The following is a 16,646-nucleotide window of genomic DNA, read 5'->3' on the forward strand; positions in this document are numbered from 1 at the left end:
TGTCGGTTCGTATCCGGAGGTTCGGGCTACTCGGAGTGCGCGGCCGCCCGGGCCGGCAGGGGCGTCCCGGGCGCCGGCTCGTGGTCGTGCGCCGTGCCCGGCCCGGCCGGGTGGTGCAGGACCTCGCGGTGCCGTTCGCGCAGGGTGCGCTTGAGGACCTTGCCGGTCGGCCCGACGGGCAGTGCGGAGCGGTCCGCCGCGACGACGAGCGCGGCGAGCGGGGTGAGCCCCTTGCGGGCCAGCGCCACGTTGCACTGGTCGAGCAGGCAGCTCGGGGAGCGCGCCACGTCGTCGCGGAACAGCACGACGGCGGCGGGCAGCGAGGAGCCGGGGTGGTCGGGGTCCTCGACGGCGACGACGGCCGCGTCGAGGGCCTGTGTCGTCAGCAGGACCGATTCCTCCAGCGGGAGGCTGTGGACGGGGCCGGTGGCGGCGGCGATCACGTCGGGCGTGCGGTCCAGGTGGTACCAGTTGCCTTCGGTGTCGCGCCGGACCACGTCGCCGGTCAGGAAGTAGCCGTCGACCAGGGATTCCCGTCCCAGGGTCGGGTCGTCCCAGTAGCCGGGGGTGACGCTGGGGGTGCGGACGCCCAGGAGGCCCGGTTCGCCGTCGGGCACCTTGGCGCCCTGCTCGTCGAGGACGGCCGCGTCGAGCACGGCCTTGACGGGGCGTCCGATGAGCCGGCCGTACTCGGCGGTCTGCGGGGTGTACACCGTGCGGAAGAGGACCATGCCCATCTCGGAGGAGCCCAGCCCGTCGACGTAGCGCGAGCCCGCCAGCCGGCGGCGGCCCTCGCGGCGGATGCCGAGCGAGGTCAGGGGGCGGATGTGCCGCTCGTGCGAGGCGTCGCCCATGCCGTTCCAGGTGTGGATGGACTGGGCCGCGTACGGGGTCACCTGCGCGACGTCGATCTCGGCGAGGGTCAGCGGGAAGCCCAGGACGAAGGTGGGGCGGAAGCGGTTGATCGCCCGGGCCGTCGAGGCACCGTCCGCGCCGTCCAGGACCAGGGTGGGGATGCCCAGCAGGAGGGCCATGGTGAGGTAGCTGATGCCCGCGGAGTGGCTGTGCGGCAGGGCGGTGAGCATCCGGTCGGAGCGCAGCGAGGGGAAGGTCCACAGGCGTTCGCGCTTGCCGTCGAAGAAGGAGCTGTGCGTGAAGACGGGGGCCTTGGGCCGGCCGGTGGTCCCGGAGGAGTGCGAGATCATCACCAGGTCGTCGCCGCGGTGCGCGTACGGGAATCCGGGCATCGCCGCCGAGGGGCGCGGGGCGGTCTCGTCGAGCCGGCGGATGTCCTCGGTCAGGATCTTCTTGTGTGCGGCGGGGCCGGCCTTGTCCCAGACTCCGGCGACGCCGGCCAGCAGGTCGGCGTCGCCGACGAGGATCGTCGTACGGGTGCGCCGGAAGTACTCGGCGGCCGTCTCCGTCGCCATGTTGGGATTGCAGTGCACGGCGACCGCGCCGAGGCTGGTGAGGGCGATGTGGTGCAGCAGCCCGTACATGCCGTTGCGGGTGTGGACGCCGACGTGCGTGTGCGGCAGCACTCCGTGGGTGCGGTACCAGTGGGCGTAGCGGATCACGATGATCCGCATGTCGTTGAGGGAGTACCCGGGCAGCTCGCCCTCGTCCCAGGTGTCGGAGGTGACGTCGGGGTGGAAGAGCAGCGGGCGGTCCCGGTCGGCGGCGACCTCCCAGGCGTGCCAGAAGAAGTTGCCGGCCCCCAGCCGTCGGTCGAGGGTCAGACGCAGGCGTTGTACGGCGGACCGCTGGGTCCCGAGGATGTTCATGCGTGTGCCTTTCTCGTCCTTCGGGGTGCTGGCCGGAGCGCGGGCGGGGCGGGAGCGGGTGCGCCCGGGCGCCGGGGACCCGCTCCCGCGGCCGGTTCACTTCTCCAGGCAGAACTCGTTGATCGGGTAGCCCACGTGCCGGTCCTCGACGGGCAGGTAGCCGAGGACCTTGTCCCCGGGCTTGAGCTCGGTGCTGTTGAGCACCTTGCCGCCGGGGCCCAGGACCCGTACGTGCCAGTCGTCCTGGAGGATCAGGTTGGCGGTGCGGCCGCCGGGGCCCACGGCGTCGATCGAGATCAGCGGGCGGCTCTCGATCTTGACGCGGCCGACGGTGACGAGGCGGGTGCGGCCGTGGATGTCCACCGCGGTGATCTTGATGCCGGCCTTCAGCTCGCTCAGGTAGTTGGTCCGCTCGTTCTGTCCGAGCGTGTACGAGTGGATGGCGCCGGCGTTGACCCGGAAGGGGCGCGTGGGCATGTAGGGCAGGGGGTGCGTCTCGCTGACGCACAGGATCATGCCCTTGGAGGTGGAGCCGACCAGGATGCCCTCGTCCTCGCGGAAGTACGTGGCCGTGTCCACGCACGCCCGGTCGCCCATGCCCACGTGCGCGGTGGCGGTGACCTCCAGCTCCACGAGCTCCACGTCCGCTACGCCCGCCTCGGCGGCCCGCCTCAGGGCGGTGGCGTCGCCGACGCCCGCGGGCGCCATCAGCACACCGTCGGAGCCGAGTTCCAGGACGCCGAAGATGATCTCCGCCTCCTCCACGTCCTGGGCGAGGGTGACCAGGCTGCCCTCGGCCTTGGCTCCGGCGGCGATCACGATCTCAAGGGGGATCTTGGTGGGGTCGCGGAACCAGAGCAGGCTCCAGCGGTCGGTGCGCGCCGACTGGCAGGCGTCCTCCAGGGTGTCCGCGTCGATGATCTCGACGTACCGGCCGAACTCCACCTCGGGGTGGCGCAGGGCCAGTTCGGCGGGCTCGCCGTGCTTGGCCGCCTCGACGATGACGACGTCGGCGGCGCCGAAGTCCTCGGGGAGGGTCTGCCCCTGGGGGAAGAGGACCTTGCGCACGGTGGGCGGCAGGCCGGCCAGGTCGGCGGGGTCGTCGGTGAGGATGCCGTCCACGCGCGCGTGGATCGCCTCCTCCACGACCGCGGCCTTCGCCGATCCGACCGATCGGATGTCGATCCAGCTGAGCTTCACAGGACACCTGCCATTCGCGGGGAAGGGGTGGGTACGAGGGGGTCGGGGCCGGCGGGGCCGACGGAGCCGACGGAGCCGTGCAGGATCCCGGCGAGTTCGCGGACGGTCGCGCGGGGGTCGGGCGAGCCGAACACCCGCCGTCCCACGGCCAGTCCGCGGCATCCGACGGAGAGCGCGGAGGCGGCGAACTCGGCGAGGCTCGCGGTGTCGTCGCCGCCGCCCGCCACGATGATCGGGATCGGGGAGCTCGCGACGACCTCGGCCATGCGCTCGACCGGCGAGGCGAGGACCGTCTTGACGATGTCCACGCCGAGGTCGGCGGCGATGTTGACGACGTGGGAGAGGAGGGTGGGGTCGTAGGGGTCGGCGACCCGGGGGCCGCGGGGGTAGATCATGGCGAGCAGCGGCATGCCCCAGCGGTCGCAGGCCGCGGCGACCGCGCCGAGGTCCGTGAGCTGCTCGGCCTCGGTGTCCGAGCCGATGTTGACGTGCACGCTCACCGCGTCCGCGCCGAGCCGGATGGCGTCCTCGACGTCCCCGACCAGCACCTTCGCGTTGACGTCCGGGCCGTGGGGGGTGCTGGCGCTCAGGTGCACCAGCAGCGAGCAGTCCGCGAGGACTTCGGGGTCGATCACCCGCGCCCGCCCCTTGTGGACGACGATGCCGTCGGCTCCGCCGTCGACCACGTCGCGGATCAGCTTGTCGAACGCGCCCGCGGTGGTGATCGGGCCGTCGGAGACCGAGTGGTCGAGCGGCACGAAGAGGTAGCGGCCGTCTCCGTGGCCGGACAGCCGGGCCAGGCGCAGTGATTTTCCGGAGGAGGACATTCTCGTCATCGGGCACTCCTTTGTGCGGATTCCTACGGACGGGCGGGTTGCCGGTCGGCCCGTGCGGGCCGGCTGCTGGGGCTCCGCCCCAGGCCCCGCGCCTCAAACGCCGGCGAGGCTGGATTCGGCCCGCCTGAGTGCGCTGGTGCGGCTACGAGATCGGGGCTCCGCCCCGGACCCCGCGCCTCAAACGCCGGCGGGGCTGGAGTTGCCGGCGGGGCCGGATTCGGTCTTCTTGCGGATGAGGGTCACTCCGTCGCCGATCGAGAGGATGACCGCCTCCACGCGGGGGTCCGCGGCGACGTGGGCGTTGAAGGCGCGCATCGGGGCGCCCTCGCCCTCGGGGTCGTCGACCACGGTCGAGAACCACAGGACGTTGTCGACGAGGATCGCGCCGCCGGGGCGCATGCGCGGGACGAGCTCCTCGTAGTACGCGAGGTAGCCCTCCTTGTCGGCGTCGATGAACGCCAGGTCCCAGTCGGCGTCGGCCGGCAGGGAGCGCAGCGTGTCAAGGGCCGGTCCGAGGCGCAGCTCGATCCGGTCGGCGACGCCGGCCTCCTTCCAGGCGTCCTGGGCGATGGCCGTCCACTCCTCGTTCACGTCGCAGGTGAGGAGGTGCCCGTCTTCGGGGAGGCCCTTGGCGATGCTGAGCGCCGAATAGCCGGTGAACGTGCCGATCTCAATCGCCTTGCGGGCGGACATGAGCCGGGTGAGAAGCGTGAAGAGCGTGCCCTGCGGAGTTCCGATCTGCATCCGGGCTCGTTCACCGACGGCAGCTGTCCTCTTCATCAGGCTGCGCTGTGCCGCGTCGACCGGAAGGCTGTTTTCGACGATGTATTCGTACAGCGCCTCGGATACCAGTTTTGGCCTCATGCAGACGAGCGTCGCAGCGCCCGCACCAGAACCGTCACAGAAATTCTACAGAGAATTGGAACCATACCTTCCGCGCGTAGGGTGCAGAAAAGGAGGGGTCGGCGAATACCGCCCCCTCCTTTTCAACCTGCCCTTGTACCCTGCCCCGGGCAGCCCTCAGTAGTGCCAGGCGGCCACCTCGTCGGGCAGCGGCTCCAGTTCCGCGATCTCGCTCGGCTTGCGGTCCATGTACTCCGGATTGCAGCCCTGGTAGCCGAGCAGTCTCGCCACCGGTGCGAGCGCCCCGAACAGCAGCCGCTGCACCGGCCAGGCCGGCGAGGTGAAGCGCAGGACGTCCTCGAACTCCAGGGTGGTGACGGCCTGCTGGAGCAGGTGCGGCATGCCCTCCGGGGTGGTCTTGCCGTCCTGGGCGAGGCCGAAGAGCTGGCGCAGCACCATCTGTTCGAAGCGGTCGGCCCCGCCCTTCAGCTCGCATATGTGGCGGGACTCGTCCCCGCCCGCGTTCCACCAGCGGTGCTTGACGCCGGGCGGGATCAGGATGCTCTGCCCGGCCCGGTCCAGCACCACCTCGCGCCCGTCGATCGAGAAGGCGATCCGGCCTCGGACCAGCGTGAACCGTTCCTCACTGCGGGGATGGACGTGCGATCCGGACACGGCTCCGCCCGGTTGCACATACACGTCCATCACGGTCCGCTCGCCGCCGGTCTCCGCGGCGGGCGTTCTGATCACCACGCGCTCCCGGCACCGCGGGTTCTCGTAGACCTCTCCCTGGCTGACGGCCATGCGGATCCTCCCCTTCGTCGCGACGCGCGCGTCGCCTTCGGCAGTTCAGAGTCGTGCACCGCCACTCACGTCGATGACCTGGCCGGTGATCCAGCGCGCCTCGTCGGACGCCAGGAAGGCGACGACGTCGGCCACGTCGTCCGGCTGCCCCACCCTGCCCAGGGCGGCCTGTTCGGAGACGAGCCGCCCGGCCTCGGGGTTGCCGCGCAGCCAGTTCGCGTTGACGTCCGTGTCGAGCGTTCCGGGCGATACCGCGTTCACCGTGATGCCGCGACCGCCGAGTTCCTGTGCGACGGTGAGCGTGAGCGTGTCCATCGCGCCCTTGGTCAGGCCGTAGGCCACGACCTGAGGAAATGCCATGCGCGTGACGGCTGACGACACATTAATGACGCGGGCTCCGTCGCGCAATCGGGTCAGGCCCTGCTGGATGAGAAAGAACGGGGTTCTGATGTTGACCGCGAACATCCGGTCGTAGTCTTCCGGCGACGTCTCGGAGAGGGTGGCCTGGACCGATGTCGCCGCGTTATTCACCAGGATGTCCACTCCTGGATCGGGGCGGAATTCGGCAATTCCCTTGTCGAATGCGGTCCACAGCTGCTCGGCGGCGTCGGGCGCGGAGAATTCGGCCCGGACGGCGAAGGCCGTGCCGCCCGCGGCGAGGATGCCCTCGACCACCTCGGCGGCCGCTTCGGCGGCCGAGGCGTAGTGGACCGCGACCACGGCCCCGTCCGCCGCCAGCCGCTCGGCCGTCGCCCGCCCCACTCCCCTGCTGGCGCCGGTGACCAGCGCCGTCCTGCCGTCCAGCCGCTTCATCGCGCACCGCCCTTGGTGTCGGCGCCGGCCGCGCGGCCGCGGCCCAGGAACAGCCACACGATCAGCGCCGAGGCCAGCAGGAACAGGGCGTTGACGATCACGCCCGCGTGCAGGCCGCCCAGGACGGCGTCGGTCGCCGATCGCGTCTTCTCCAGTGCGGAGGTCCGCGCCGCGATCACGGCGCTCACCACCGGGATGCCCAGGGTGATCGCGATCTGCATGCTCATCGTGGTCAGACCGGTCGCGAGCCCCTGCTCCTCGTCCGGCAGCCCCGAGGTGGCGGTCACCATGTACGACACCAGGCTGTACGCGTGGCCGAAGAAGCCGACGGCCAGCGCGACGAGGACGAGGACGGCGCCCGAGTTCCCGTCGTTCAGCCAGAGCAGGACCGCGTACCCGACGGACTGGACCACGAGCGACAGGGCCAGTACGGCGGGCGCCCCGATCCGGGCCAGCAGCTTGGGCGCGATCGTGCCGCCGATGATGGTCAGGACGCCGGGCAGGCCGATCACCACGCCGGTGGTGAAGGCGGAGAAGCCCAGGACCTTCTGCATGTAGAGCGTGGTGGTGAAGGAGATCGCGGTCGCCATGGCGATCGAGGCGAAGCCGCCGAAGTTGCCCCAGCGCACCGTGCGCCGCTTCAGCACCCGTACGGGGGCGAGCGGGTTGGGGCTCTTCAGCTCGATGAACCAGAAGGCCACCAGCAGCACGACGGCCGCCGCCAGCCAGATGTACACGCCCGGCTCCCCCCAGCCCTGGTGGCCGGCGGTGGTGATGCCGAAGACCAGCGCGAGCAGGCCGGCGGAGACGGTGACGGCGCCGGGCACGTCGAGCTTGGTGTGTCCGCCCGTGCGGTTCTCGGGGATGACGGCCAGGGTGCCGACCAGCACCAGCAGGGCCACCGGGACGTTGATCAGGAAGGACCAGCGCCAGCTGAACAGTTCGGTCAGCGCGCCGCCCAGCAGGGCGCCGGCGCTGAACCCGCCGCCGAGCAGGGCCCCGTTGAGCCCGAGCGCCCGCTGCCGCAGCGGCCCCTCGGGGAACGTCGTGGTCAGCAGGGAGAGCGCGGACGGCACCGAGATGGCCGTCGCCACGCCCTGCGCGACGCGGGCGGCCACGAGCATCGTGGAGGACTGCGCCAGCCCGCCGACGAGCGAGGCCGCGGCCAGCAGCACGATGCCCAGCAGGAACATCCTGCGCCGCCCGAACAGGTCGCCGATGCGCCCGAACAGCAGGGTGAAGCCCGCCGCGGGCAGGGCGAACCCCGTGGTGATCCACTGGAGGCTGTCCAGGGAGAAGCCCAGCGAGTCGCCGATCACCGGCAGGGAGACGGTCAAGATGGAGAAATCGGCGGCGAGCATGAACTGCGCGCCGAGCAGAACGGCCAGGGCCAGTTTCTGCTGACCCGTCATGCGCTGCGGCGCGGCCGCGGGCGCGGCCCGTGTGCCGGTCATCTCCTCCAGGTCGGACATTGCTTCCCCTTCACCTCGTGAGCCGGTTCCCCGGCGTGCGGAAGGAGGAACACCGGTTGCCGCGAACGGGTTGCACGCCGGCGGCGGGCGCCCGGCCGCGGCCCCCTCGGTCCGCGCATGCAACCCTCCGGAAAGCCGTGGTGTTCTGTTGGGTGATGGACGACATGGCCGAGCAGGTGAGCGAACGCCTGGCAGTGGACCTCGACGACGGCTTCACGGAGCTGGTGCGGGTGCACGCCACGGCGGTCCGTGGGTTCCTGTTCCGGGTCACCGGTTCCGCCACCGAGGCGGACGACCTGGGGCAGGACACGTTCCTGCGCGCCTATACGGCGCTGCAGGGCTACTCGCCCCAGCGCCGGCGCGAGCTGCGCCCGCGGGCCTGGCTGATGACCATCGCGGCGAACGTCTGGCGCAACCACGTCCGTACCGGCGTGCGCCGCCCGGTGTCCGCCGCCGCCGTCGAGGACGTGTGCCAGGCCCTGCCGGACGGCAGTCCGGGCCCGGAGGAGCGGGCCGGGACGGCGGAGGACCGGCGCCGGCTGGTGTCGGCGCTGACCGAGTTACCGGAGAACCCCCGGGTCGCCGTCGTGCTGCGGCACGTCGTCGGTATGAGTTACGTGGAGATAGCCGAGGCACAGGGATGCCCGGTGGGAACGGTCAAAGCGCAGGTCTCGCGGGGTATCGGTAGCCTTCGTCAGCTGATGGAGGCCAAGGACCCGCCCACGAGGGAGGTGTTGAAGTGAGTACGAACGACGAGGGCACCGCCTCCTCGCGGCCCGATCTGGAGAGCGCGCTGGCCGATCTCACCACTCCCGCTCCGGTGGACTTCGGGCTCCGGGTGCTGCGGCACGTGGGCATCTCCCCAGGCCGCTACGACCGGTACGTGCACCTGCCGACGGACGCCGGCGGCCTCTACGTGGCCTTCAGCCCCCTCGCCGTCACCGGCTCGACGCTGGAGTCGATGGTCGTCAGCGCCGAGATGTTCGAGGAGGTCCACTGGTCCCGGACCCGGCGGACCGCGATCCGCGACACCACCCCCTTCCCGGGACTGCGCCCCGCCCTGCGCACCGGCCGGGCGAAGGCCCTGCCGATCGACCTGGGCGGCCTGGACGAGCAGCAGTGCGCGGTGCTGGAGGCCGTACGGACCGTGCCGCGGGGACAGCTCCGGCCGATCAGCTGGATCGCCCGGGAGGCCGGGCTGCCGTCCGCCCGGGAGGCCGGGCTGCCCTCCGCCGGGGAGGAGGCCGTCGTCGCCGCCCTGGCCGCCAATCCGGCGACCCTGCTCGTGCCCTGCCACCGGATCACCTACGAGGACGGCTCGCCCTGCGACGCCGCGTACCTGCCCGGCACGGGCCGGGCGCTGCGGGCCGCCGAGGACATCGACATGGAGCGGCTGGCCGCGCTGGCGGGGCGGGGCGTGGTCCTGATGGGCAGCGACACCACGAACATCTACTGCCATCCCACCTGCGCCCACGCCCGCCGCATCACCCCGCCCCACCAGCGGCCGTTCCACAGCGCCTCCGAGGCTCGGCGGGCGGGTTACCGCGCCTGCCGCAGTTGCCGGCCCCTCACCGTCTGACAGCACCGTGCCCGGCACCACGCGCCCGGCACCACCGGAAGGACCACCGCCATGCCCCCCGCCGACGCTCCCCGCACGGACGGCGCCGCCCTCGTCAGCCATCCGACACCGCTCGGCACGCTGACCCTGGCGGCGACCGGCGACGCCCTCGTGTACTGCGCCTTCGGCGCGCCCGAGGACGTCCGGCCACGGCTGGCCGCGCTCCCGCCGGCGCCGGGGCCCGGCACAGGCCGGTCCGCCGAGGCCGTCCTCGACGACGCGCGCGCCCAGCTCGACGCGTATCTCGGCGGCCGGCTGCGGGAGTTCTCGCTGCCGCTGGACCTGCGACTGGCCACGCCGTTCTCCCGCGAGACGGTCTCGGCGCTGACGGACTTCGTCCCGTACGGCACGACCGGCACCTACGGTGCGCTCGCCGGGCACCTCGGGCGGCCCCGGGCGGCCAGGGCGGTGGGGACGGCGCTCGGCGCCAACCCGCTGTGCGTCGTGCTCCCCTGCCACCGCATCGTCGGTGTCTCCGGCCGCTTCACCGGGTACGCGGGCGGCGCCGCCGCCAAGGAGTACCTCCTCGATCTGGAGGCCGGCCGGCGGCCCCCGGCACCGGCGGCCTGACGGCCCGCCCCTGAACCGGGGCCGGCGGCAACATCCCCCGTGCCGCCGGCCCCTTCCTCCCGGCGCCCCGTGCAACCCGGTGCCCCGCTCCGGTGTTCGGTTCTGTGTGACACGGTCCCGACACGAGGGGGAGTAAGCCTTGCGCATGCGCGACGTACCCGAGGGCACGACCGGCTGGTGGGGGGAGGAGCTGCTCGCGCGGCATCCCGCGGACGGTGTCTGGGCGCGGGCCGGCCGCGAGGTGACCTACGGGGAGCTGCGCGCCCAGACCGGCAGGCTCATGGGGCTCTTCCGCGCGCACGGGATCCGGCCCGGCGCCACCGTGGCCCTGCAGGGCACCCCCAGCTTCTCCCAGGTGTGGTCGGTCTTCGCGCTGTGGTCGATCGGCGCCCAGGTCATGCTGATGGGGCAGGAGATACGCGGCCGCGAGCTCGGCCGGCTCCTCGACCGCTGCCGGCCGCAGTTCCACGTCTCCTTCGACTCGGCCGGCCACCCCCTGCTCGCCTTCCACGACGAGTGCGAGATCCTCGTACGCCGTATGCGCGGGGGCGCCCGCGCCGCCACCGACCACTGCCTGGTCCACTTCACCTCCGGCAGCACCGGGTTCGCCAAGGCCGTCGGGCGCACCGCGTCGTCGCTGCTCGCCGAACTCGACGTCTTCCGCCGTATCGGCGGCATGCCCGGGGCCGGCTCGCGCGTGCTCGTCCTGGGCTCGGTCGCGCACTCCTTCAACCTGGTCGGCGGTCTGCTGCACAACATGGACGTCGGTGCCACCACCGTCTTCCCGACCCGTGCGGGCCGCCCGGCCGCGCTGCGCGCCGCCATCCGCTCGCGCACGGACACCATCCTGGGCACGACGGGGCACTTCACGGAACTCGCCCTGGCCGCACGCCCCGTACGGGTGCCGGGGCTGCGGCGGGCGATCTCCGGCGGCGACCGGCTCGACGACCGGGTGCACGCGCGGTTCACGGAACGCTACGGCGTCCGCATAGGCCAGGCGTACGGGACCACCGAGACCGGCATCGTGGCCGCCGACCCGACGGGCTGGTACGGCCCGGGCACGGTGGGGCTGGTCGTGCCGGGGGCGCGGGTACGGCTGGAGGGCGGCGAGTTGCAGGTGCGCCTGGCCCGCACCCCCTACCTCGGTGAGGAGGAGCCGCCCGCGCGCTTCCTCGCCGACGGGCCGCACGGCGGCCCCGGCTGGCTCAGTACCCGCGACCGGGCGGTGTTCGACCCGGCCGGCGGGGCGCTGCGGATCCTGGGCAGGATCGACCCCTTCGCGGACCGCGGCAGCCTGACCCGGGGGCCGGACCGCGCCCTGCTGCTGGACCGGACCGCCGAGCGGGCGCTGACCCGCGCCGGGCGGCCCCGGGAGTGAGCCGGGCCGTTGCCGACAACGATGTCGAAATCGATGTCGGCAACGACGCAACCGCCGCACCGCGGACGGTGTTCTTCTGGTGAGGGGTTCCGGCGGCCGCTAGACCACCGGCATCATCCGGCCCGCCGACGCCGCGTACGGGGCGGCGTCGTCGAGGTCCCAGGCGTTGAGGATCCGGTGCTGCAACTGCTGCACCGGAGCGCCCGGCTCGATGCCCAGTTCCGAGACCAGATTCAGCCGGAGCCGGCTGAAGACCTCCAGGGCTCGCGCCCTGGAGCCGACGATGTCCAAAACACGCATGTACTGGTAATGCAACCCCTCGTGCAGGGGGTATTCGGAGACGGAGACCGCCAGGTCGGAAAGGGCCTCGTGATAGTGGCCCACACGGATGCGGGCCTCCGAGAGGATCTCTATGACACCCAGTCTGGACTCTTCCAGCTGGAGCCTCTGGGATTCGAGCGCGGGCCCGGTCAGGGTGTCGACGAATGCGGGCCCGCGCCAGGTCGCGAGAGCCCGCGAGAGTAAGTCGATCCCCTCGGTCAGAGCGCCTTCCCTTATGACTCTGCGGCCGGATTCGGCGAGCTCCAGATAACACCGGTAGTCGAATTGCCCGGCCGTGTCGCTGAAGGTGTAGCCGCCCGGCCGCGTGAGGAGCAGCTCGCCGGCCACCACGCGCACGGGAGCCGCCGCCACCTGGGCCAACACCTTGCGCGACTGGAGCACGTAGGTCTGGATGTTGCGCAGGGCGCTCGCCGGCGGGGCATCGCCCCACACCTCGCGCACCAGGGAGGAGACGGGGATTATTCCACCCGAATTTGCCAGCAGGAGGGCGAGGACGGTACGAGGCTTGGGGGCGAGTTCGATGTATCTCGGCGGCTCGTGGTTCGATATGTGAAGAGGACCTAATATTCCGATGTCCATTCAGACTCCAAAATAGGCCGTCGCAAGCCGCCGAATATGAGCCAGGGCCGTTCGTGGGGGGAGGTGGATGAATGCGCGGACAAAGTTGCGCATGTGCGACTTACGGCATGCCAAAACATCCTACATCAGGCCAACTGCACACTGTCAACCATTGGCCAGTATCCATCCATGCATAAAAGAAATGCTTATTTTTTCTTCACCGGACTCACCCGAAACATTCGCGCGGGGCGGGGATCTACAGGACCGCTATAGGTCCGTCGGCGAAGGTGTCGTCGCCACCCGGCCGGGGCGCCGTCAACGGATGATCCCCCCGACAAGGAGACACACATGACCCAGCGGACGCTGCCCTCTGCCGCCCCGACCGACGCCGAGAACGTCATCGCCGGTCTGCGCGGCTCCATCGACGTGCTCGACGCGCAGATCCTGGAACTGCTCGAACGGCGCCAGGGGCTCTCGGAGTCCGTCCAGCGCGCCCGGATCTCCTCGGGCGGGCGCCGGACCGAGCTCGGCCGCGAGAACGTGATCATCAAGCGCTACGCCGACCGCCTGGGGCGGCCCGGCGGGACCATGGCCCTGGCGCTGCTGGAGTTCTGCCGCGGATCGACGGGGGTGCGCTCCGGCGGCGCGGCCGCCTGACCCACCGTTCATCGGACTGCAGCCCGGGGGTGCGCGGAACACCGCGCGCCCCCGGGCTGCTTGCAGTTGGGTCCGGTGCAGCCCCACCCGTATCGCATGTGAATTCTATATTCCTCATCGGGAGCTGGCAGGGTGTTGCCACCGCAATGTCCTGACAGTCGCGGATGCTGCCAGGAGCGATCTCCAGGGCCAAGACTTGTCTCCGTCGGAAGGAATACCGAACGGGGAAAAGCATGGAACTCCAGATTCTTGGACCGGTGGAAGCCCGGCGGGACGGGAAACGCGTCGCCCTTTCCGGAACGAAGGTCAATACCGTACTGGCGACCCTGCTCCTGGCCCGCGGTCGGGTGGTTTCCGACGCACGGCTGAGTTATCTGCTGTGGGGGTGGAATCCGCCCGCCACCATGAACGCGCAGATCTACACCTACGTCTCGCGGCTGCGGATGCAGCTCGGCGACGGCATCAGCATCGTGCGCCAGCAGCCCGGATACGCGATGCACACCGGGGACGCGGCGATCGATTTCGTCGAGTTCGAGCGCCTCGCGCGGCTCGGGCGCGAAGCCCTGGAGCTCGGGCACCACGAGGAGGCCGACGGCTTCCTGCGCGGGGCCCTGGAGCTGTGGCGGGGGCCCGCCCTGTCGAACGTCACCGAGTTCCTGACCGACGCCGAACTGCCGCAGCTGGAGGAGGCGCGGGCCGCCGCCACCGAGAACCGGATCGAGGCGGACCTGGCGCTCGGCCGGCACCAGCAGATCGTCCCCGAACTGACCGGGCTCGTGTCCCGGTTCCCCGTACGGGAGCGGATGCGGGCGCAGCTGATGACCGCGCTGTACCGGTGCGGGCGGCAGGCCGACGCGCTGACGACCTACCACGACGGGCGCAAGGCGCTGGCCGAGGAGCTCGGGGTCGATCCCGGGGAGGCCCTGGCCGCCACCTACCAGCGGGTGCTGACCGGCGAGCTGGAGGGCGCGGGGGAGGCCGTACGGGTCGCCGTGCGGGCGCCGGCGGTGCACAGCGCGCCGCCGGCCATGCTGCCGCCCGACATCGCCGACTTCACCGGGCGGGAGGCCGAACTCGCCGAGCTGCGGCGGCTGCTGCCCGCCGCCGAGGGCGCCCGTTCGTGGCACGCGCGGCGCTTCCTCATCACCGGCATGGCCGGGAGCGGGAAGACCGCGCTCGCCGTGCGGGCCGCCAACGACTGCCTGGAGCAGTTCCCGGACGGGCAGCTGTACGTCAACCTCAGCCACTCCGACGGCTCGCCGAGGGACCCCCGCGAGGTGCTCGTACGGCTGCTGCGGGCGCTCGGCGACTCGCTCGCCGCGGACGTGGGGGAAACCGATCTGGACGAGCTGATCCGGCTCTACCGGACCCGGACCTCGCGCAAGCGGCTGCTGATCCTGCTGGACAACGTGGTCAGCGAGCTGCAGCTCGGGCCGCTGCTGCCGGGGGCGCCGGAGCCGGCCGTGCTGATCACCAGCCGGACCGCGCTGGGGCCGGTGGGCGGGGTGCACACCCTCGTGCTGTCGCCGCTCGGCCCGGAGGAGGGGCTGCGGATGCTGTGCGCCGCCGTCGACCCCGCGCGGATCGCCGCGGAGCCGGCCGCCGCACGGGAGATCGCCCGGTTCTGCGCCGGGCTGCCGCTGGCCGTACGGATCGCCGGCAACCGGCTCGCCGCGCGGCCCCAGTGGTCCCTCGCGCAGCTCGCGACCCGGCTGGCCGATCCCGCGGGCCGGCTGGCGGAGCTCCAGGCGCGCGGGCTGTCCGTACCGCAGAGCCTGTCGCTGTCGCTGCGGCAGCTGCGGCCGGAGCGGCGGGAGCTGCTCCACCGGCTGCCGGAGATCGGGGGCGGCACACGGTCGTTCTCGGCGGCGCGGGTCGCGGACGAGCTGGGGCTCGCGGAGGCCGTCGTGGAGCGCGGGCTGGAGGGTCTGGTCGACCACGGGCTGCTCGTCGTATGGGACGACGGGGAGCCGGGCGTGCCGCCCACCTACGAACTGCACGAGCTGGTCGGGTTGTTCGCGCGGGCGAGGGCCGCCGCGGAGCTGGTCATGGGGTGAGGGCGCACCGAACCGCCCTCGCGCCGGTGGGACGGCGGAGGGCGGAGTCGGTGGAGCGGAAGAGATGTCCGGTTGTTCGGTTCGGATGGTGTGGGAGGAGGGGCCGTGAGGTCAGACCAGTTGCGGGTGGAGCCGCAGGACGGACGTCACGTGGGCGACCACGTCGGCCCGGTGGGCGGCCAGGTAGAAGTGGTCGCCCGGGAAGACGCGACGGTCGTAGCGGGCCGTCGTGACCTCCTTCCAGGAGAGCAGTTCGTCGGGTGCGCAGCCCGGGTCGTCGTCCCCGCCGAGGGCGCTGACGGGCGCCGAGACGGGTACGGGGCGGTCCGGGCTGTGCGTCTCGATGAGCTTGTAGTCGCTGCGCAGGGTGGGCAGCAGCAGGTCGCGCAGTTCCGGTTCGTCGTAGATGCCGGCGTCCAGGTCGCCGAGGGCCCGTACGGATGCGACGAGGTGGTCGTCGGTGCCGAGGTGGGTCTCGCCGGCGGGTTCGGCGTGGGGGGCGCCGCGGCCGGAGACGAAGAGGCGGACGGGGACGACGCCGTGGCGGCGTTCGAGGCGCAGGGCCGTCTCGTAGGCGATGGCCGAGCCCATGCTGTGGCCGAAGAAGGCCACCGGTGTGTCGAGGACGGGGAGCAGGGCGCCGGTGATCCCGGCCGTCATCTCCTCCATGGACTCGATGCGGGGTTCGGTGAGCCGGTCCTGGCGGCCGGGGTACTGGACGGCCACGAGTTCGACGCCGGCGGGCATCAGGGCCGGCCAGTCGCGGTAGAAGCCGGCCGCGCCACCCGCGTGCGGGAAGCAGACGAGGCGTAGCCGGGGCCGGTACCCCGCGGGTGTGAGCCGGAGCCAGCGGGCTCCGGCGCTGTCGTCGTGCGCCATGGATCTCCTCCTTACAAGGCGGCTTCGAGGGCGGACGGGGAGGGCAGGCGGAGGTAGCTTCCGGGGTGGGCCGAGGTGCCGATGAGGATCACCGGCCCGGTGCTGTCGGCCTCGCGGGCGAGGGCCGCGTACCGGTCGGGGCCCAGCGGCAGGTCCTGGACGACCCAGGTGTCCGGGCCGCGGGGTTCGGCGTGGTGGACGACGACGGGCGAGGTCCGCCGGGGCTGCACGTCGACGGTGCTGAGGTCGGCGACGATGCCGACGCCGCTCGCCTTGACGACGGCCTCCTTGCGGGTCCAGCCGCGGAAGAAGGCCTCGGTACGGGCCTCCTCGTCGGGCAGGCCGTTCAGGTAGCGCAGCTCCTCCTCCGACATGACGAAGAGGGAGGTGCCGGTGAAGTCGTCGAGGAGCCTGGGGTCCTCGATGTCGACGCCGATCTGGCGGTCGGCGGCGACGGCGAGGAGCCAGTGCCGGCCGGAGCGGGACAGGTTGAAGTCGAGTCCGGTCGGCGGCCAGACCACCTGGGGGCGGCCGTGGCTGGGGTCGGGGCAGCGCGGGCAGTGCTGGCGTCCCAGCCGGATCTCGCGGGGTCCGGTCTCCAGGTACCGGGCGAGGATGCGGCGTACCTCGGCGTGGATGTTGGCGTAGCGGGTGCCCGCGCGCTGGGATCGGCGGGCGGCGAGGGCGCGTTCGTCCTCGGAGAGCAGTTCCATGGCGCCGGGCTCGGGCAGGTCGGAGGCTTCGCCCTGCCAGACGTGCACGGCGTCCGTCTCGCGGAGCGTGCGGTAGGAGGCACCGTTCATGGGCCACTTCCTGACGGGTCGGTGGTGGGGTG

15 protein-coding genes and 1 pseudogene are annotated in these 16,646 nt (G+C 72.0%); 6 read left to right on the forward strand and 10 right to left on the reverse strand.

From position 1 onward, the window contains the following. Window positions 1–26: 26 nt before the first annotated feature. The 7 genes from ACGFYU_RS20485 to ACGFYU_RS20515 form a co-directional block, all read right to left on the reverse strand. Window positions 27–1,784, reverse strand: coding sequence for a class I adenylate-forming enzyme family protein (locus tag ACGFYU_RS20485; RefSeq protein WP_393828704.1), 1,758 nt, complete (start codon window positions 1,782–1,784; stop codon window positions 27–29). Window positions 1,785–1,880: 96 nt separating this feature from the next. Further along, window positions 1,881–2,984, reverse strand: a complete 1,104-nt coding sequence (locus ACGFYU_RS20490; protein WP_393828705.1) for a 3-dehydroquinate synthase II family protein — start codon at window positions 2,982–2,984, stop codon at window positions 1,881–1,883. Beyond that, window positions 2,981–3,811 carry a 2-amino-3,7-dideoxy-D-threo-hept-6-ulosonate synthase gene (locus ACGFYU_RS20495; RefSeq protein ID WP_393828855.1) on the reverse strand — a complete coding sequence of 277 codons (831 nt, stop codon included), beginning with the start codon at window positions 3,809–3,811 and terminating at the stop codon, window positions 2,981–2,983. Before ACGFYU_RS20495 ends, ACGFYU_RS20490 begins: the two co-directional genes overlap by 4 nt. Before the next feature lie 186 nt (window positions 3,812–3,997). Next, complete coding sequence (locus ACGFYU_RS20500) at window positions 3,998–4,684, reverse strand: O-methyltransferase (RefSeq protein WP_393828706.1); 687 nt, start codon at window positions 4,682–4,684, stop codon at window positions 3,998–4,000. 156 nt (window positions 4,685–4,840) lie between these two features. Further along, entirely contained in the window at window positions 4,841–5,467 is a 627-nt protein-coding gene (locus tag ACGFYU_RS20505; RefSeq protein WP_393828707.1) for a cupin domain-containing protein, read from the reverse strand. Window positions 5,468–5,512: 45 nt separating this feature from the next. After that, complete coding sequence (locus tag ACGFYU_RS20510; RefSeq protein ID WP_393828708.1) at window positions 5,513–6,280, reverse strand: SDR family oxidoreductase; 768 nt, start codon at window positions 6,278–6,280, stop codon at window positions 5,513–5,515. Further along, window positions 6,277–7,752 carry an MFS transporter gene (locus tag ACGFYU_RS20515; protein ID WP_393828709.1) on the reverse strand — a complete coding sequence of 492 codons (1,476 nt, stop codon included), beginning with the start codon at window positions 7,750–7,752 and terminating at the stop codon, window positions 6,277–6,279. Before ACGFYU_RS20515 ends, ACGFYU_RS20510 begins: the two co-directional genes overlap by 4 nt. A 155-nt stretch (window positions 7,753–7,907) precedes the next feature. Between ACGFYU_RS20515 and ACGFYU_RS20520 the strand changes: the two genes are divergently transcribed. The 4 genes from ACGFYU_RS20520 to ACGFYU_RS20535 all read left to right on the forward strand — a co-directional run bounded on the left by ACGFYU_RS20520 (window position 7,908) and on the right by ACGFYU_RS20535 (window position 11,318). Beyond that, complete coding sequence (locus ACGFYU_RS20520; RefSeq protein WP_393828710.1) at window positions 7,908–8,495, forward strand: RNA polymerase sigma factor; 588 nt, start codon at window positions 7,908–7,910, stop codon at window positions 8,493–8,495. Then, window positions 8,492–9,331, forward strand: coding sequence for an MGMT family protein (locus tag ACGFYU_RS20525; protein WP_393828711.1), 840 nt, complete (start codon window positions 8,492–8,494; stop codon window positions 9,329–9,331). Before ACGFYU_RS20520 ends, ACGFYU_RS20525 begins: the two co-directional genes overlap by 4 nt. A 51-nt stretch (window positions 9,332–9,382) precedes the next feature. After that, window positions 9,383–9,940, forward strand: a complete 558-nt coding sequence (locus ACGFYU_RS20530; RefSeq protein ID WP_393828712.1) for a methylated-DNA--[protein]-cysteine S-methyltransferase — start codon at window positions 9,383–9,385, stop codon at window positions 9,938–9,940. Between the two features lie 145 nt (window positions 9,941–10,085). Beyond that, the gene (locus tag ACGFYU_RS20535; RefSeq protein WP_393828713.1) at window positions 10,086–11,318 is read left to right on the forward strand and encodes a class I adenylate-forming enzyme family protein; all 1,233 of its coding nucleotides are present in this window, start codon (window positions 10,086–10,088) and stop codon (window positions 11,316–11,318) included. Window positions 11,319–11,417: 99 nt separating this feature from the next. Here the strand turns inward: ACGFYU_RS20535 and ACGFYU_RS20540 are convergent, their stop codons facing one another. Continuing rightward, window positions 11,418–12,239, reverse strand: a complete 822-nt coding sequence (locus tag ACGFYU_RS20540; RefSeq protein WP_393828714.1) for a BTAD domain-containing putative transcriptional regulator — start codon at window positions 12,237–12,239, stop codon at window positions 11,418–11,420. 315 nt (window positions 12,240–12,554) lie between these two features. Between ACGFYU_RS20540 and ACGFYU_RS20545 the strand changes: the two are divergent. Then, window positions 12,555–12,875, forward strand: a pseudogene (locus ACGFYU_RS20545) (chorismate mutase); the annotation flags it as partial. 233 nt (window positions 12,876–13,108) lie between these two features. Next, a complete protein-coding gene (locus ACGFYU_RS20550; protein ID WP_393828715.1) occupies window positions 13,109–14,932 on the forward strand; it encodes a BTAD domain-containing putative transcriptional regulator in 1,824 nt (607 codons plus the stop codon). Window positions 14,933–15,043: 111 nt separating this feature from the next. On the opposite strand, the gene ACGFYU_RS20555 is transcribed toward ACGFYU_RS20550, so the two are convergent. Together ACGFYU_RS20555 and ACGFYU_RS20560 are read right to left on the reverse strand one after the other, a co-directional pair. Further along, window positions 15,044–15,811 (reverse strand): thioesterase II family protein, encoded by a 768-nt coding sequence (locus tag ACGFYU_RS20555; RefSeq protein WP_393828716.1) that lies wholly within the window; start codon window positions 15,809–15,811, stop codon window positions 15,044–15,046. Between the two features lie 11 nt (window positions 15,812–15,822). After that, on the reverse strand, window positions 15,823–16,614 hold the full coding sequence (locus ACGFYU_RS20560; RefSeq protein WP_393828717.1) for a 4'-phosphopantetheinyl transferase family protein: 792 nt from the start codon (window positions 16,612–16,614) through the stop codon (window positions 15,823–15,825). Window positions 16,615–16,646 lie beyond the last annotated feature (32 nt).

It is taken from the genome of Streptomyces sp. NPDC048337 (assembly GCF_043201175.1).
GTDB lineage: Bacteria > Actinomycetota > Actinomycetes > Streptomycetales > Streptomycetaceae > Streptomyces.

Coding starts and splice junctions, on each gene's coding strand:
- ACGFYU_RS20485 (WP_393828704.1), bottom strand. CDS start 1,784: ATGAACATCCTCGGGACCCAGCGGTCCGCCGTACAACGCCTGCGTCTG.
- ACGFYU_RS20495 (WP_393828855.1), bottom strand. CDS start 3,811: ATGTCCTCCTCCGGAAAATCACTGCGCCTGGCCCGGCTGTCCGGCCAC.
- ACGFYU_RS20500 (WP_393828706.1), bottom strand. CDS start 4,684: ATGAGGCCAAAACTGGTATCCGAGGCGCTGTACGAATACATCGTCGAA.
- ACGFYU_RS20505 (WP_393828707.1), bottom strand. CDS start 5,467: ATGGCCGTCAGCCAGGGAGAGGTCTACGAGAACCCGCGGTGCCGGGAG.
- ACGFYU_RS20510 (WP_393828708.1), bottom strand. CDS start 6,280: ATGAAGCGGCTGGACGGCAGGACGGCGCTGGTCACCGGCGCCAGCAGG.
- ACGFYU_RS20515 (WP_393828709.1), bottom strand. CDS start 7,752: ATGTCCGACCTGGAGGAGATGACCGGCACACGGGCCGCGCCCGCGGCC.
- ACGFYU_RS20520 (WP_393828710.1), top strand. CDS start 7,908: ATGGACGACATGGCCGAGCAGGTGAGCGAACGCCTGGCAGTGGACCTC.
- ACGFYU_RS20530 (WP_393828712.1), top strand. CDS start 9,383: ATGCCCCCCGCCGACGCTCCCCGCACGGACGGCGCCGCCCTCGTCAGC.
- ACGFYU_RS20535 (WP_393828713.1), top strand. CDS start 10,086: ATGCGCGACGTACCCGAGGGCACGACCGGCTGGTGGGGGGAGGAGCTG.
- ACGFYU_RS20540 (WP_393828714.1), bottom strand. CDS start 12,239: ATGGACATCGGAATATTAGGTCCTCTTCACATATCGAACCACGAGCCG.
- ACGFYU_RS20550 (WP_393828715.1), top strand. CDS start 13,109: ATGGAACTCCAGATTCTTGGACCGGTGGAAGCCCGGCGGGACGGGAAA.
- ACGFYU_RS20555 (WP_393828716.1), bottom strand. CDS start 15,811: ATGGCGCACGACGACAGCGCCGGAGCCCGCTGGCTCCGGCTCACACCC.
- ACGFYU_RS20560 (WP_393828717.1), bottom strand. CDS start 16,614: ATGAACGGTGCCTCCTACCGCACGCTCCGCGAGACGGACGCCGTGCAC.